This window comes from Pandoraea sp. NE5 (assembly GCF_024363545.1).
In the GTDB taxonomy this organism is placed as follows: Bacteria; Pseudomonadota; Gammaproteobacteria; order Burkholderiales; family Burkholderiaceae; genus Pandoraea; species Pandoraea cepalis.
Genome location: NZ_AP025517.1, coordinates 3,324,659 through 3,339,855, shown reverse-complemented (window position 1 = coordinate 3,339,855; position 15,197 = coordinate 3,324,659). Strand labels below are relative to the sequence as shown.

Annotated in this window: 13 protein-coding genes; 6 read left to right on the top strand and 7 right to left on the bottom strand. The window is 63.2% G+C overall.

What is annotated here, in order from left to right:
- Nucleotides 1–106 precede the first annotated feature (106 nt).
- Nucleotides 107–1,342, bottom strand: a complete 1,236-nt coding sequence (locus PanNE5_RS15285; protein ID WP_039829765.1) for a YeeE/YedE family protein — start codon at nt 1,340–1,342, stop codon at nt 107–109.
- A 352-nt stretch (nt 1,343–1,694) separates the two neighbouring features.
- Between PanNE5_RS15285 and PanNE5_RS15280 the strand changes: the two genes are divergently transcribed.
- The 3 genes from PanNE5_RS15280 to PanNE5_RS15270 all read left to right on the top strand — a co-directional run bounded on the left by PanNE5_RS15280 (nt 1,695) and on the right by PanNE5_RS15270 (nt 4,007).
- A complete protein-coding gene (locus PanNE5_RS15280) occupies nt 1,695–2,066 on the top strand; it encodes a hypothetical protein (RefSeq protein WP_150562768.1) in 372 nt (123 codons plus the stop codon).
- A gap of 128 nt (nt 2,067–2,194) precedes the next feature.
- On the top strand, nt 2,195–3,166 hold the full coding sequence (locus tag PanNE5_RS15275; protein ID WP_261938308.1) for a homoserine kinase: 972 nt from the start codon (nt 2,195–2,197) through the stop codon (nt 3,164–3,166).
- A 31-nt stretch (nt 3,167–3,197) separates the two neighbouring features.
- On the top strand, nt 3,198–4,007 hold the full coding sequence (locus PanNE5_RS15270) for a BPSS1780 family membrane protein (protein WP_017231872.1): 810 nt from the start codon (nt 3,198–3,200) through the stop codon (nt 4,005–4,007).
- Between the two features lie 88 nt (nt 4,008–4,095).
- On the opposite strand, the gene PanNE5_RS15265 is transcribed toward PanNE5_RS15270, so the two are convergent.
- Nucleotides 4,096–6,417, bottom strand: coding sequence for a UvrD-helicase domain-containing protein (locus tag PanNE5_RS15265; protein ID WP_261938307.1), 2,322 nt, complete (start codon nt 6,415–6,417; stop codon nt 4,096–4,098).
- Between the two features lie 111 nt (nt 6,418–6,528).
- On the opposite strand from PanNE5_RS15265, the gene PanNE5_RS15260 reads away from it, so the two are divergent.
- Complete coding sequence (locus tag PanNE5_RS15260; protein ID WP_261938306.1) at nt 6,529–9,390, top strand: valine--tRNA ligase; 2,862 nt, start codon at nt 6,529–6,531, stop codon at nt 9,388–9,390.
- Nucleotides 9,391–9,419: 29 nt separating this feature from the next.
- Entirely contained in the window at nt 9,420–10,304 is an 885-nt protein-coding gene (gene galU / locus PanNE5_RS15255) for a UTP--glucose-1-phosphate uridylyltransferase GalU (protein ID WP_017231875.1), read from the top strand.
- Nucleotides 10,305–10,420: 116 nt separating this feature from the next.
- On the opposite strand, the gene PanNE5_RS15250 is transcribed toward galU, so the two are convergent.
- Both PanNE5_RS15250 and PanNE5_RS15245 read right to left on the bottom strand, forming a co-directional pair.
- Nucleotides 10,421–10,648, bottom strand: a complete 228-nt coding sequence (locus tag PanNE5_RS15250; RefSeq protein ID WP_017231876.1) for a sulfurtransferase TusA family protein — start codon at nt 10,646–10,648, stop codon at nt 10,421–10,423.
- 99 nt (nt 10,649–10,747) lie between these two features.
- A complete protein-coding gene (locus tag PanNE5_RS15245; protein ID WP_261938305.1) occupies nt 10,748–11,278 on the bottom strand; it encodes an NUDIX domain-containing protein in 531 nt (176 codons plus the stop codon).
- A 302-nt stretch (nt 11,279–11,580) separates the two neighbouring features.
- On the opposite strand from PanNE5_RS15245, the gene PanNE5_RS15240 reads away from it, so the two are divergent.
- Nucleotides 11,581–12,807, top strand: coding sequence for a chloride channel protein (locus PanNE5_RS15240; protein WP_410007533.1), 1,227 nt, complete (start codon nt 11,581–11,583; stop codon nt 12,805–12,807).
- Nucleotides 12,808–12,849: 42 nt separating this feature from the next.
- Here the strand turns inward: PanNE5_RS15240 and PanNE5_RS15235 are convergent, their stop codons facing one another.
- The 3 genes from PanNE5_RS15235 to PanNE5_RS15225 all read right to left on the bottom strand — a co-directional run bounded on the left by PanNE5_RS15235 (nt 12,850) and on the right by PanNE5_RS15225 (nt 15,148).
- Nucleotides 12,850–13,983, bottom strand: a complete 1,134-nt coding sequence (locus PanNE5_RS15235) for a threonine aldolase family protein (protein WP_017231879.1) — start codon at nt 13,981–13,983, stop codon at nt 12,850–12,852.
- 86 nt (nt 13,984–14,069) lie between these two features.
- A complete protein-coding gene (locus tag PanNE5_RS15230; protein ID WP_017231880.1) occupies nt 14,070–14,270 on the bottom strand; it encodes a 4-oxalocrotonate tautomerase in 201 nt (66 codons plus the stop codon).
- A gap of 107 nt (nt 14,271–14,377) precedes the next feature.
- The gene (locus PanNE5_RS15225) at nt 14,378–15,148 is read right to left on the bottom strand and encodes a class II aldolase/adducin family protein (RefSeq protein WP_017231881.1); all 771 of its coding nucleotides are present in this window, start codon (nt 15,146–15,148) and stop codon (nt 14,378–14,380) included.
- Between the last annotated feature and the right edge of the window lie 49 nt (nt 15,149–15,197).

Sequence of the window (15,197 nt, the reverse complement as noted above, 5' to 3'; positions counted from 1 at the left end):
GCAGCCGCCCAAGCGTCATCGTCCAAAGTCAATACGGCGCCGCGAATGATCGCTGGCGCCGTATTCTTATGTGGCAGACGGAATATCTGCCGGCGGGGGATGTCGATCAGCAGCCGGTGTCGCGTGGTGTCGTTTCCACGGCCAGACCGAACAACGGGCGCAGGCGCGTGCCGAACACGTTGCCCGCAAACGCCGCCGCCAACCACAGCCAACCGTGCAGGCTGCCCGAGACGATGCCGCTGAAGTACGCGCCGATATTGCAGCCGTACGCCAGACGTGCGCCGTAACCGAGCAGCAATCCGCCGATGACCGCCGCGAGCAGCGAACGCGCTGGAATCTTCCACACGGGGGCAAACTTGCCTGCGATGGACGCGGCCGCGAGGGCGCCGAGAATGATCCCGATGTCCATGACGGTGGTGACGTCCTGTGCGATCGGCGCGTTCAGTACATTGGCCTGCTTCGCCCAGTACGGCCACGAGGCTACGTCAATGCCCAGCGCCATGAACGCCTTGGCGCCCCACAACGCGAACGCCGATGTCACGCCCCACGGACGGCCGGCCAATGCCAGCGTGGCGTAATTGAGCAGCACGAGCGCCAGCGCACCCCACACCAGCGGCCAGGGGCCACGCAGCAACGCGGGCGTGCCCGTTGCGCTGCGCGTCATCGGCACACCGACGACACGGCCGTGACGACGCTTCTCCGCCCACAGCGTCAAGCCACCGATCGCGGCGAACAACGCCAGGTTGGCGACGAGCGCAGGCCACAAGCCCCACGTCTTGACCAGCGAGACCGGCTTGATATGCGGCAGTGCTTCCCACCACGGCAGATGCGCCGTTGCCACCACCGACCCCACGACAAACGCCGCTAGCGTGACGATCATGCGCGTGCTGCCGCCCCCCACGGTATAGAGCGTGCCCGACGCGCAACCGCCGCCGAGTTGCATGCCGACACCGAACATGAAGGCGCCGAACGCCACCGACACGCCAACCGGCGAGACGAAGCCGGCTACCTTGTTACCGAAGAGCACGCCATCCGCCAGCGCGGGAAAGAACAGCACGACACCAACCGCGAGCATGACCATCTGTGCGCGCAGACCCGCACCGCGCCGGTCGGCGATGAACACGCGCCAGGCCGACGTGAAGCCGAATGCGGCGTGGTAAAGCGTCACGCCAAGCAAGGCGCCGATACCGGCCAGTGCGGCCTGCTTCGGCCCTACGGTGGCCTGCACGTAGGCGATGCCCACAACGATCAGCACCAGCGCGATGGCGAGCGGCCGCGCGTTATAGGAGGACGGCGAAGGCGGGGCCGTTTTGACGGCGGCCGAGGCGGCGGATAACGACATGATTTGGGACTCCAGAATGCAGATGGGCGACACACGGCCGCCCATCAAGACAATGACGCAGGATGCCAGAAGATGACTTCAACGAAAACGATTGTCTCGCGATTTATTTATAACCAAAAGCAATATAAAGATGCTAAGCGTATGCAATCGAATCGCTTAACCCTGCGCCGATGACGAGAAAAAATACGCGTCCACGGCATGGCATCCCTCGACAGGCCAGCCACGACGGCACATTCGACGCGATTTCACGATGCGAAGCGGGGGACGTTTGATAGAATGTAAACATTGGAACCCGTTGCGTCGGCCAGGCTTGCCTCACGCGCCGCGAATGCGTTCCCGCCCTCGGAGAATAATGATGACAACGCGCTTTTCCCGTGTCCTGCCCCTGATGATCGGTGCGGGCCTGCTGTTCGCGGGCCATGCCTTCGCCCAGGATGGTCAGGAGACCTCCGCGCAGGCCGCCAAACGCGAGGCCGACGCCCGCGCCGCCGCCACCAGCAAATCGTCGGTCGACGTCAACCAGGAGCGCAAGCCGAGCTACTACGTCAACGACCAAGGCACCACCGTGACCGAGTTCCGCGACCGCGGCAAACCCACGGAGGTCGATGTCCATTCGCGTTTCGGCACCAATTACCAATTGACCACGCCGCCGGACAACGCGCCGCGCACGCGCGACAACACGTCGCAAAACGACCGTTTGCCGTCCGTCGGCCTGAAGTTCTGACGTCTCTGGTAATCTGAGCCACCTCCGCGCGCCGCCCAGCGGTGCGCCTGCATCCTGTCTGTTTCACACCAGCGGCCCGCTGCACGTGCGCGGGCCGTTTGTCTGAGACATCTCCACTTAACGCACGCATGGCCGTTTTCACTACCGTCTCGCCCGAGCAGCTCCAGGCATGGCTGCAACGCTACGATCTGGGGAATGTTCTCGATTTTCGGGGCATCAGCTCCGGCATCGAGAACACCAACTACTTCCTGACGACCGAGCGCGGCGAGTTCGTGCTGACGCTGTTCGAGAAGCTCACGGCCACGCAGCTGCCGTTTTACCTCCAGTTGATGGGCCATCTCGCCCATCACGGCGTGCCGGTGCCCGATCCGATGCCCGATCGCACGGGCGAGATTCTGAGCGAGTTGAACGGCAAGCCCGCCACCATTGTCACCAAGCTGGCCGGACGCTCCGAGCTGGCCCCCACGCCCGAACACTGTGCGCATGTCGGGGCGATGCTGGCACGCATGCATCTGGCCGGGCGCGACTTCACGCTGGAGCAAGCCAATCTGCGCAGCCTGCCCTGGTGGCGCGAAGCCGCCCCCGAGGTCACGCCGTTCCTGAGCGCCGCCGAACGCGCGTTACTGGATAGCGAGATGGCGCATCAGACGGCGTTCTTCGCGTCGAGTCACTATCGTGCCATGCAGGCGGGTCCGTGCCACTGCGATCTGTTCCGTGACAATGTGCTGTTCGACAAGGCCGACGACGGTTCGCCACGATTGGGCGGATTCTTCGATTTCTACTTCGCGGGCTGCGACAAATGGCTGTTCGATCTGGCCGTGACGGTCAACGACTGGTGCTGCGACCTGTCGACCGGCGTGCTGGACGAGGCGCGTGTGCATGCCATGTTGCGCGCTTACGAGACGGTGCGCCCACTGACCGACATCGAAGCGTCGCACTGGCGCGACATGTTGCGCGCCGCCGCGCTGCGCTTCTGGCTGTCGCGCCTGTATGATTTTCACCTGCCACGGGCGGCCGAAATGCTCAAGCCGCACGATCCGGGGCATTTCGAACGAATCCTGCGCCAACGCATCGAAGCCCATTCCATCCCCTGGCGGTAACTCGACATCCTATCGGAGTCATTCGAACCCTATGCAATTGCTTGAAGTCCCGCCGAAGAGTGGATATGTGTGGCTGCGCCAAGGCATCTGGCTGTTCCGCAAGAACCCGCTCGCCATTCTGACGCTGCTCTTCGCCTATCTGTTCGGGGTGATGGTGCTTTCGATCCTGCCGGTCGTGGGCGCCTTCCTGCCGCTGCTGTTCATCCCAGGCCTGTCGGTGGGTTTCATGGCGGCCTGTCGCGACATCATCAAGAACAAGCAGGTGTTGCCCCACGTATTGCTCGACGGCTTTCGCGGCCACGGCAAGGAAGTCTCGCGCCGGCTGCTCATGCTAGGCGGTTACTACATTGTGGCGATGACCGTCGTGTTCCTGTTCTCGGCGCTGTTCGACGGCGGCGACCTGGTCAACAAGATGCTCTTCGATGGCCGCATCAGCGAAGAGTCGCTCACCAACGGCTCGATGGGCCAGGCGATGCTGGCGGTGGCGGTGGCCTACATACCGGTGGCGATGATGTTCTGGTTCGCGCCGGTGCTCGTGGCCTGGCACGACATCCCACCCATCAAGGCGCTGTTCTTCAGCTGGACGGCCTGCGTGCGCAACTTCCGTGCGTTCGTCGTCTACGGCCTGTGCACGGCGGTCGTCGCCACCGTGTTGCCGCTGATCGTGACGCTGGCGATGGCTGCGATGGGCATTCATCAATACGCGATGCTCTTGCTGATGCCTTACTCGATCCTGTTCACGGCCGTGCTGTATTGCTCGTTCTACGCGAGCTATCGCGGTTGCTTCGGCGTGCAGGAGATCGGCGCCATCGATCCGAACGTCGCCCCGCCTGAAGCGTAAGCGGAAACGTCGGCGTCAACGTCAGACGCGCAAAACAAAGGGCACCCGCGGGTGCCCTTTGTCGTGGGTGACGATGACGGCCGCGCCGTTACTCGATCGGCTGAAGCTTCGCGACAGCCAGCGCCAGCCACTTCTCACCATGTCGGCCGAATTTCACGTGGGCGCGGGCTTCCGCCCCCGCGCCCTCCAGGCCGATGATCTTGCCTTCGCCGAACTTGGTGTGAAAAACGCCCTGCCCCAACTTGAAGCCCGTCTCCGACGCGCGCGAACGGTCGGCCAGCGCCTGCTCCGACTGGGTGGCCACCCATTCTTCCGGCTTCGGCGCACTCGTCTTGCCCCGCCCGAACCAATCGCGCCCCCAGGCCGGCTCGGCCTGCCCCAGCCGCGCGCCCGGCTGCGCCCGCGGTGTCAGGAACTTCAACACCGTCTCGGGGATTTCGTCGAAGAAGCGCGAGCGCACGTTGTAACGCGTCTGTCCGTGCAGCATGCGGCTTTGCGTGAACGACAGATACAGCCGTTCCTTGGCACGCGTAATGGCCACGTACATCAGGCGCCGCTCTTCTTCGAGACCGTCGAGTTCGAGCGCACTGTTCTCGTGCGGGAAGAGTCCCTCTTCGAGACCGGTGACGAACACCGCCGTAAATTCAAGCCCCTTGGCCGCGTGTACCGTCATCAACTGCACAGCGTCTTGCCCGGCCTCGGCCTGGTTGTCTCCCGCTTCGAGCGACGCGTGCGACAGGAAGCCGGCAAGCGGCGTCATCTCCACCGGCGTATCGGCGTCGACCACGCCGTCGGGCGAGGCCAGCACGTCGGGCGCGCCCGGCAGCGCAGGACGCATGGCAATCAACCGCGCCGGGGCATCGAGCCCATAACCTTCCTCGGCAACGAATGCCGTGGCCGCATGCACCAATTCCTGCAAGTTCTCGATGCGATCCTGGCCTTCCTTCTCGGTCTGATAATGCGCCATCAACCCACTGGCGTCGATGACCCGCGCCACCACCTCCGGCAGCGTGAGCCGCTCGGTATCGTGGCGCATCTGCTCCACGAGCCGCACGAATGCCGTCAGATTCGTGCCCGCCTTGCCGGTCATGTAGGGCACTGCGGCATACATCGAGCAGTTGTAGAGTCGCGCCGCGTCGGCCAGTTGCTCCAACGAACGCGCGCCAATCCCCCGCGTCGGGAAATTCACGACCCGCGCGAACGCCGTATCATCGTTCGGATTCTCGATCAGGCGTAGATACGCCAGCGCATGCTTGACTTCCTGACGCTCGAAAAAGCGCAAACCGCCATACACCCGATAGGCGATGCCCGCCCCCACGAGCGCGTGCTCCATCACCCGCGACTGGGCGTTGCTGCGATAGAGAATGGCGACGTCCTGCCGCGAGAGACCCTGCGCAACGAGTGCCTTGATCTCTTCGACGAGCCAGCTCGCTTCCTGCAGGTCGGTGGCCGCCTCATAGACACGGATCGGCTCGCCGTGCCCCGCGTCGGTGCGCAAATTCTTGCCCAGACGCCGCGCATTGTTGGAAATCAACGCGTTGGCCGCGTCGAGGATATTGCCGTGCGAGCGGTAGTTCTGTTCCAGCTTGATCAGGTGGCGCACGCGGAATTCACGCTCGAAGTCGGCCATATTGCCGACGTTGGCGCCACGAAACGCATAAATACTCTGATCGTCGTCGCCCACGGCGAATACCGCGGCGTTCGATCCCGCGAGCATCTTGAGCCACGCGTACTGGAGCTTGTTCGTATCCTGGAACTCGTCGACCAGAACGTGCCGGAAGCGCGACTGGTAGTGCACGCGCAACGGCTCGTTGTGCTTGAGCAGCTCGTAACAGCGCAGCAGCAGTTCGGCGAAATCGACCACGCCTTCGCGCTGGCACTGCGCCTGATAGGCGGCGTAAAGCTCGACGAACTTCTGATTGAAGGCGTCGTTGGCCTCGACCTCGTGCGGGCGCAGGCCCTGTTCCTTGGCGTTGTTGATGAAATACTGCAGGTTTTTCGGCGGATACTTCTCGTCGTCGACATTCGACGCCTTCAGCAGACGCTTGATCGCGGAGAGCTGGTCGGCCTGGTCGAGGATCTGGAAGCTCTGCGGCAGCCCGGCGTCGCGAAAATGCGCGCGCAGCATACGGTTGCACAACCCGTGGAAGGTGCCGATCCACATGGCGCGCGTGCTGATCGGCAGCATCGCGCCCAGACGGGCCTGCATTTCCTTGGCCGCCTTGTTGGTGAAGGTGACGGCCAGAATCCCGGCCGGCCCCACGTGCCCGTGCTGGATCAGCCAGGCAATACGCGTGGTCAGCACGCGCGTCTTGCCGGAACCCGCGCCCGCCAGAATAAGGGCCGGCTCGTCCGGAAGGGTTACGGCGGCCAGTTGTTCGGGGTTCAGATTGGCGAGCAGATCGGGCATGTCGGGAAGGAAATTCGAGTGAAGCTCGATTATAAATCCTGCTGCGACGCGGAAATGCCACCGAATCTTTTATAATTCAGGGTTTCACGCATTACACGGTCCATCCAATCCATGAGCGACAGCGACAATACGCTTGCCAAGAGCTTCGAGCCGCAGGACGTCGAAGCCCACTGGGGCCCCGAATGGGAGCGCCGCGGCTATGCCCGGCCGACTTTCGACGACGCCCGCGAAGATTTCAGCATCCAGTTGCCGCCGCCGAACGTGACCGGCACGCTGCACATGGGTCACGCGTTCAACCAGACGATCATGGATGGCCTCACCCGCTATCACCGCATGAAAGGCGCCAACACCCTCTGGGTACCGGGCACCGACCACGCGGGCATCGCCACGCAGATCGTCGTCGAGCGCCAGCTCGATGCCCAGAAAGTCTCGCGCCATGACCTCGGCCGCGAGAAATTCGTCGAGCGCGTCTGGGAATGGAAGGAAGAATCGGGCAGCACGATCACGCGTCAGGTGCGCCGCCTGGGCGCATCGATCGACTGGAGCCGTGAATACTTCACGATGGACGAGAAGATGTCGCGCGCCGTGCGCGACGTGTTCGTTACGCTCCACGAGCAAGGATTGATCTATCGCGGCAAACGTCTCGTGAACTGGGAATCGACCCTGCTCACGGCCGTGTCCGACCTGGAAGTGGTGAGCGAGGAAGAAGACGGCTCGCTGTGGCACATCCGATACCCGCTCGCCGACGGCTCGGGCTCGCTCACGGTGGCGACCACGCGTCCGGAAACGATGCTCGGCGACACCGCACTGATGGTCCATCCGGAAGACGAGCGCTACAAGCACCTGATCGGCAAGACGGCCAGGCTGCCGCTGTGCGATCGTGAAATCCCGATCATTGCCGACGATTACGTCGATCTCGAATTCGGCACGGGCGTGGTGAAAGTCACGCCGGCACACGACTTCAACGACTACGCTGTCGGTCAGCGCCACAACCTGCCGCAGATCAACATTCTCACGCTCGACGCGAAGATCAACGACAACGCCCCGGAGAAGTACCGCGGGCTCGATCGTTTCGACGCGCGCAAGCAGATCGTGGCCGATCTCGACGCCCTCGGCCTGCTCGAATCGGTCAAGCCGCACAAGCTGATGGTGCCCCGCAGCGATCGCACCGGCACGATCATCGAGCCGATGCTCACCGACCAGTGGTTCGTGGCGATGAGCAAACCGGCCCCCGAAGGCACGTTCCATCCGGGCAAGTCGATCACCGAAACCGCGCTCGACGTCGTGCGCAGCGGCGAGATCAAGTTCGTCCCGGAGAACTGGACGACCACATACAACCAGTGGCTCGAGAACATTCAGGACTGGTGTATCTCGCGTCAACTTTGGTGGGGCCACCAGATTCCGGCCTGGTATGACGACGCCGGCAACGTGTACGTCGCCCGCACGGAAGCAGAAGCGGCCGAAAAGGCCCGCGCGGCGGGCTACACCGGCGCGCTCAAGCGCGACGAAGACGTGCTCGACACGTGGTTCTCGTCGGCGCTCGTGCCATTCTCGTCGCTCGGCTGGCCGCAAGAAACACCCGAACTCAAGCATTTCCTGCCGTCGTCGGTACTCGTGACCGGTTTCGACATCATCTTCTTCTGGGTGGCGCGCATGGTCATGATGACCACGCACTTCACCGGCAAGGTACCGTTCAAGACGGTCTACGTGCACGGTCTGGTGCGCGACGCCGAAGGTCAGAAGATGTCCAAGTCGAAGGGCAACACGCTCGATCCGATCGACATCGTCGACGGCGTGTCGCTCGACGCCCTGCTCGCCAAGCGCACGACGGGTCTCATGAACCCGAAGCAGGCAGCGAGCATCGAGAAGAAGACGCGCAAGGAGTTCCCGGACGGCATCGCGCCGTTCGGCACCGACGCGCTTCGCTTCACGTTCGCCTCGATGGCCACGCTTGGCCGGAACATCAACTTCGATCTGGCGCGCTGCGAAGGCTATCGCAACTTCTGCAACAAGCTGTGGAACGCCACGCGCTTCGTGCTGATGAACTGCGAAGGTCACGACTGCGGTCTTGCGCCGTGCGTAGGCGATTGCGGCCCGGACGGCCAGCTCGACTTCTCGCGCGCCGACCGCTGGATCGTGTCGTTGCTGCAACGCGTGGAAGCCGATGTCGCGAAGGGCTTCGCCGACTACCGCTTCGACAACATCGCCAGCGCGATCTACAAGTTCGTCTGGGACGAGTACTGCGACTGGTACGTTGAACTGGCCAAGTGGCAAATTCAGAACGGCACCCCGGCACAACAACGCGCCACGCGTCGCACCTTGCTGCGCGTGCTCGAAACGGTGCTGCGTCTGGCGCATCCGATCATTCCGTTCATCACCGAAGCGTTGTGGCAGAAGGTGGCACCGCTGGCGGGCCGCTATCCGGCGGACAAGGCAGCAGGCGAAGCCAGTCTCATGGTGCAGCCGTATCCGGTGGCCGACGCGAGCAAGATCGACGAAGGCGATGAAGCCTGGATGCAGCAGTTGAAGACCGCCGTCGACGCCTGCCGCAACCTGCGCGGCGAAATGAACCTCTCGCCCGCGCAACGCGTGCCGCTGCTGGTCGCGGGCGATGTGGACTTCCTGACGTCGATTGCGCCGTATCTGCAAACGCTCGCCAAGCTCTCTGAAGTGCAAGTGCTGGCAGACGAAGCAACGCTCGACGCGCAAGCGGCCGGTGCGCCGCTTGCTGTCGTGGGTGCGAACAAACTGGCGCTGAAGGTGGAAGTCGACGTCGCCGCGGAGCGCGAGCGACTCGGCAAGGAAGTGAAGCGCCTCGAAGGCGAGATCGCCAAATGCCGCGGCAAGCTTTCCAACGAGAGCTTCGTGGCACGTGCGCCCGCCAATGTGGTGGAACTCGAGAAGCAACGATTGGTCGACTTTGAAGCGGTTCTCGGTAAATTGCAGGCCCAGCTCGCTCGCCTGCCCGCCTGAGACGTGCTCATATCACCAGGGAGATACCAATGAAAACCGTTGTGACCAAAGCCGTGTTCCCCGTTGCGGGCCTCGGCACCCGATTCCTCCCGGCCACCAAGGCAAGCCCGAAGGAAATGCTGCCCGTCGTGGACAAGCCGCTGATTCAATACGCGGTGGAAGAAGCGGCGGCCGCCGGTATTACGGAGATGATCTTCGTGACGGGCCGCAACAAACGCGCGATCGAAGACCACTTCGACACGGCCTTCGAACTCGAAGCGGAACTCGAGGCCAAGAACAAGCAGGCGCTGCTCGACGTGGTGCATTCGATCAAGCCGCCGCATATCGATTGCTTCTACGTGCGCCAGCCCAAGGCGTTGGGCCTGGGTCACGCCGTGCTGTGCGCCGAGAAGCTCGTGGGCGATGAGCCGTTCGCCGTCATCCTCGCCGACGACTTGCTGGACGGCGAGCCGCCGGTGCTCAAGCAGATGGTCGACCTGTACAACCACTATCACAACTCGATCATCGGCGTGGAAGAGATCCCCATCGAGCAAAGCCGCTCGTACGGGATCGTCGCGGGCAACGAGTGGGGCGAGAAGGATATCGTCAAGCTCACGAATATCGTCGAAAAGCCGGCGCCGGAAGATGCCCCGTCGAATCTGGGCGTGGTCGGCCGTTATGTGCTGCGCCCGCGCATTTTCGATTGCATCCGCGAAATCGATCCGGGCTCTGGCGGCGAGATTCAGTTGACCGACGCCATCCAGAAGCTGATGCAGGATGAAGTCGTGCTGGCGTATCGCTACCAGGGCAAGCGCTTCGATTGCGGCAGCAAGCTCGGCTACTTGAAAGCCACCGTGGAGTTCGCGCTGCGCCATCCGGAACTCAAGGATGCCTTCCGCGAATACCTGCGCGAGACGCAACTCGATCTGGCATAAGCGCCAGGCCTTGTGTCAAAGAAAAAGCCGACGGCAGTTGTCCGTCGGCTTTTTTGTGCCCGCTGTGCCGCCCATCACGCTGCGGCGGTCGGGTTCGGCGAGATGCCGCCACGCGATCAGCGGCGGCGCATCAGGAAGTGAAACGTCTTGCCCTCTTCGCGCGATTCGATGAGTTCGTTGCCGGTTTGTTTGGCAAACGCGCTGAAGTCGCGCGCCGAGCCCGGATCGGTGGCAATGATGTGCAACACTTCGCCGCTCTGCATGTCGGCGAGCGCTTTCTTGGCGCGCAGGATCGGCAGCGGGCAGTTCAGTCCGCTTGCGTCGACTTCTTTCTGAAATTCCATGCTCATGTTCCTGATGTCCCTTGGATCCGACTCGTTCTGATCGTGTACCGGGGGTTGGCCCGCAAGCTGCGATTCTACCGCAGTCCTCGCGCCCGCTTGTCAGCCGGCAATGGATAGCCGGGCCGATTCGACGTACTCGACCGGCAGATTGCGCCGCCGCAGCCACTCGGCCACCGCGTGCCCGGTGCCGGCGCGCCACGGACGCACCCGCTCAGGCTCGACAAGCCGGAACTCGGCGAGTTCGTCCGACAGACGAATGTCGCCATCGCAGACCGCGTGATACGCGATGATCAGCTCGTTCTTGCGCATGAATTCGTAGACGCCGAGCAGCGAAATCGCGCCAGCATCCAGATTGGTCTCTTCCTTGATCTCGCGCCGGATGCCGTCTTCAGGCGTTTCGTCGCGCTCGAGAAAGCCCGTGATGAGCGCAAACATGCCCTCGGTCCAGGTGGTATTGCGCGCCAGCAGGATCTGGCCGCGGTACTCCACGAGTCCGGCCACGACCGGCAGCGGATTGTCCCAGTGGACGAAACCGCAAGCCGCGTCGGGACAGGCGCGGCGAATGCGCCCGGCGACCGCGCGCGAGTCGAGCGGCGAGGCACAGCGGGGACAGAAAATGAGTTCGTTCATGATCGTTGTTTGGCGAATTCGAATATCTTAAATGAACTCATGACGCGCTGCACATTCGGTAGATTCCGAGACACCTGTGGAAAATGGCGAGGGGGTGCGGGGCGTATAATCATCGTTTATCTTCCCATTCTCACCCGCGCCACGTGTCAGACGTCCCTCCCCATACTGCCGCAACGCCGGCTTCACCGCCCCCGTCACCATCGTCGTCTGCGCCCGCATCGCTTTCCGCGCGCCTGGCCAAACGAGGCATCCATCGCTCTCGTCGCCTCTGGCACAACTACGGCGTCTTCTGGCTGGGTGCGGTGCTCGTTGGTCTGGTCTCGGTGGTGTACTCCAAGCTGATCGACTTCGGTTTCGAGCTGTTTCAGCGCATGCTGTCGTATGGCATCTGGATGCCGCTGATCGTGACGCCGCTGGGCGCCGCGCTGGCCATCTGGCTGACGCAGAAGTTCTTCCGCGGCTCGGAGGGAAGTGGGATTCCGCAAGTCATCGCAACGCTCCAGGAGCCGCGGCTGTCGTCGTCGCTGTTGTCGATGCGCATCATGATCGGCAAGATCGCGATTTCGTTTCTCGGCATTCTTTGCGGCTTCACCATCGGTCGCGAGGGGCCGACGGTGCAGATCGGTGCGTCGCTCATGTATGCGATGCGGCGTGGGTATCGGCGAAGCAGCGTGCACATCGAGCGTCAATTAACGCTGGCCGGCGCCGCCGCCGGTCTCGCGGCGGCCTTCAACACCCCGCTCGCGGGGGTCGTGTTCGCGATCGAGGAACTGAGCCGTAGCTTCGTGGCACGCAGCAGTGGCACGCTCATCACGGCCATCATCTTTTCCGGCGTCGTGGCACTCGGTCTACAGGGCAACTACCTGTACTTCGGACAGATCAAGGCGATCAGCGACTTTCACTGGACGCTGATCCCGGTACTTGTTGCCGCCAGTCTGCTGAGCGGCGTGGCCGGTGGACTGTTCGGCTGGCTGATGCTCAACGTGCCACGCTGGTTGCCCGGGCCGCTGGTCGGCATGCGCCGTGCGCATCCGGTGCGATTCGCGTTCCTGTGTGGCCTGGCGATCGCGTTGATCGGACTCGCCTCGGGGGGCACAACCTTCGGCAGCGGCTACGCTGAGGCGCGCGGCCTGCTGGAGTCGCATGTCGCACTCTCGCCGCTTTACGCGCTGCTCAAGTTTGCAGCGTTGTGCGTGTCCTATATGTCAGGAATCCCTGGCGGCATTTTCGCGCCGTCGCTCGCCATTGGGGCCGGGCTGGGCAACGTGATGGCCCATCTCACATCGGTGGTACCGCTCCCGGCCATTGCCGCGTTGTGTATGGTCGGGTATCTGGCGGCGGTCACGCAATCACCGATCACGTCGTTCGTGATTGTCATGGAGATGATCGACGGCCACCAGATGGTGATCCCGCTCATGGCCGTGGCCCTGCTCTCGACCCAGGTGTCGAAAACGATCGCGCCGTCGTTCTATCACGCGCTGGCGCATCGTTTTCTCACCCCCACGGTGCCCACACCGCGACAAGCATAAATCGCGCGACGGACTGCCGTGCCGGGATCGATGACGTGTGCGTCACCGGTTCGCGCACAGCGCCCGAATATCCGCCGCCAGACGCTCGACCGTCTCCGGCCGGGTGTCCCACGCGCACATCAAGCGGCAACCGCCCGCGCCGATGAACGTGTAGAAGCGCCAGCCCTTGGCGCGGAGCGCCTCGATCACATGCAGCGGCAGTTCCGCGAATACGGCATTGGCTTGCGTCTCGAACATGATCGACACACCCGGCACGTCGCGAATGCGCTGCGCGAGCAACTGCGCCATCGCATTCGCGTGACGCGCGTTGCGCAGCCAGGTGTCGTTCTCCAGCATGCCAAGCCAGGGCGCGGAAATGAACCGCATCTTCGAGGCCAATTGCCCGGCCTGTTTTACCCGATACGCGAAGTCTTCCGACAGCGAGCGATTGAAGAACACCACTGCCTCGCCGACCGGCAGCCCGTTCTTCGTACCGCCGAAGCAAAGCACGTCCACGCCGGCCCGCCACGTCACGTCGCCCGGATGACAGCCCAGCGTCGCGACCGCATTGGCAAAGCGCGCGCCATCCATATGCACGCGCAAGTTGCGCCGTTTGGCCAACGCCGAGATCGCCTTGACCTCGTCGACCGAGTAGACCGTGCCGACCTCCGTGGCCTGCGTCAGCGTGACGACCTTGGGCTTCGGGAAGTGAATATCGGAGCGTCGATTGATGACGGACTCGATGGCGTCCGGGGTGAGCTTGCCGTTGTTCTCGCGACCGCGGGCGGTAAGCAGCTTCGCGCCATTGGAGAAAAATTCGGGACCGCCGCACTCGTCGGTCTCGACGTGGGCCAGTTCGTGGCAGATCACGGAGTGATACGACTGCGACAACGAGGCCAGCGCCAGTGAATTTGCCGCCGTGCCGTTGAAGACGAAGAAGACGTCGCAATCCGTATCGAACAGATTGCGAATACCGTCGCAGACACGCTGCGTCCAGGTATCGTCGCCATAAGCGACTTCGTGGCCGCTGGCATTGGCCTCAATCAGATAATGCAACGCCTCGGGACAAATCCCGGCGTAGTTGTCGGAGGCAAAATGTTGTGGCGTTTGGGCCGCCCCACCATCGGCGGCCGTCAGGGACGGAGCGTTCGTGAGGGCGGAGGCGAGAATGTTCGATGCAGACGGGACTTGCGACATGACAACCTCATCAATGCGGCAGGGATCCTGCGAGCCCCCTGCCTTCGACCTACCGGTGGCGCCCCTGCGGGAGACCACCGGCACCTTCAGACTGACTCGGGACGCGGATCCGACCACAGCGCGCCGGCGGTGGCCCAGTTCTCGGGCTTGACGTCAGTAATGATGATGTCGACAGACTCCGGCGTGCAACCGATCGTCGCGACGGCCGCTTCCGTGACCGCTTTGACGAATGCGCGCTTTTGCTCGATCGAGCGCCCCTCGAACATCTCGACGTGAAACGTTGGCATTGCAGTCTCTCTCCTTGTGTCGTTATCAAGATCGGCAGCGCCGCCCATGCTCGCATTCAAAGCTCGCGGGCTTGCCGTGCGTTCCCGATGTTGCGCCCGGGCGGCGTTCAATCGCGAAACGAGGCGTCTATTCTATCCAGTTTGCGCAGCAGCGCAGGCCACTCGAGCACGCCTTCGATGGCGCCCCCATCTTCGAGCTGAAGCGCGGTCTTGTCCTGCACGGCCGGACTCGGCAGATGGGGCGCCGTACCGCCCGCCAGCGCCTGCAACTGGATCTCGCACGCCTTGATGAGCGTTGCCATCAGCACGAAGGCCTCGGCCACCGAGCGTCCCGTCGTAAGCGTGCCGTGATTGCGCAACAGCATGGCCGAATGCGCGCCGAGCGACGCCACGAGCCGCTCGCCCTCGGACGGCGAAAACGCCAGCCCCTCGTAATCGTGATATCCGATACGCTCGTGAAAACGCAGCGCGTGCTGCGAGATCGGCAGCAGACCTTGCGGCTGGATCGACACCGCGATACCTGCCGTGTTGTGCAAATGCATGACGCATACGGCGTCCGGACGTGCCGCGTGCACCGCGCCATGCAGCGCAAACCCGGTCACGTTCACCGGATGTTCGCTCTCGCCCACGATCTCGCCGGTCATCGTAATCTTCACCAGGTTCGACGCTGTCACCTCATCGAACGTCAGACCGAATGGATTGATGAGGAAGTGCCCCGGCTCTCCCGGCACCATCGCCGAGATATGGGTGTAGATGAGATCGTCCCAGCCATACAGCGCAACGAGCCGGTAACACGCTGCAAGGTCGACACGCATCTGGCGCTCGGCGTCGCTGATGGCGGTGGCGGCTTTTCTGCCCGCCTGCAGGGTAAAAGACATAGCAAGTTCCAAGGGGATGAGAGTGTCGCCGCGGCGCCTTGGCGCCCGG

Excerpts from the sequence above, each read along its gene's own strand:
- PanNE5_RS15285 (WP_039829765.1), bottom strand. The coding sequence starts at position 1,342 with ATGTCGTTATCCGCCGCCTCGGCCGCCGTCAAAACGGCCCCGCCTTCG.
- PanNE5_RS15280 (WP_150562768.1), top strand. The coding sequence starts at position 1,695 with ATGATGACAACGCGCTTTTCCCGTGTCCTGCCCCTGATGATCGGTGCG.
- PanNE5_RS15275 (WP_261938308.1), top strand. The coding sequence starts at position 2,195 with ATGGCCGTTTTCACTACCGTCTCGCCCGAGCAGCTCCAGGCATGGCTG.
- PanNE5_RS15270 (WP_017231872.1), top strand. The coding sequence starts at position 3,198 with ATGCAATTGCTTGAAGTCCCGCCGAAGAGTGGATATGTGTGGCTGCGC.
- PanNE5_RS15265 (WP_261938307.1), bottom strand. The coding sequence starts at position 6,417 with ATGCCCGATCTGCTCGCCAATCTGAACCCCGAACAACTGGCCGCCGTA.
- PanNE5_RS15260 (WP_261938306.1), top strand. The coding sequence starts at position 6,529 with ATGAGCGACAGCGACAATACGCTTGCCAAGAGCTTCGAGCCGCAGGAC.
- galU (WP_017231875.1), top strand. The coding sequence starts at position 9,420 with ATGAAAACCGTTGTGACCAAAGCCGTGTTCCCCGTTGCGGGCCTCGGC.
- PanNE5_RS15250 (WP_017231876.1), bottom strand. The coding sequence starts at position 10,648 with ATGGAATTTCAGAAAGAAGTCGACGCAAGCGGACTGAACTGCCCGCTG.
- PanNE5_RS15245 (WP_261938305.1), bottom strand. The coding sequence starts at position 11,278 with ATGAACGAACTCATTTTCTGTCCCCGCTGTGCCTCGCCGCTCGACTCG.
- PanNE5_RS15235 (WP_017231879.1), bottom strand. The coding sequence starts at position 13,983 with ATGTCGCAAGTCCCGTCTGCATCGAACATTCTCGCCTCCGCCCTCACG.
- PanNE5_RS15230 (WP_017231880.1), bottom strand. The coding sequence starts at position 14,270 with ATGCCAACGTTTCACGTCGAGATGTTCGAGGGGCGCTCGATCGAGCAA.
- PanNE5_RS15225 (WP_017231881.1), bottom strand. The coding sequence starts at position 15,148 with ATGTCTTTTACCCTGCAGGCGGGCAGAAAAGCCGCCACCGCCATCAGC.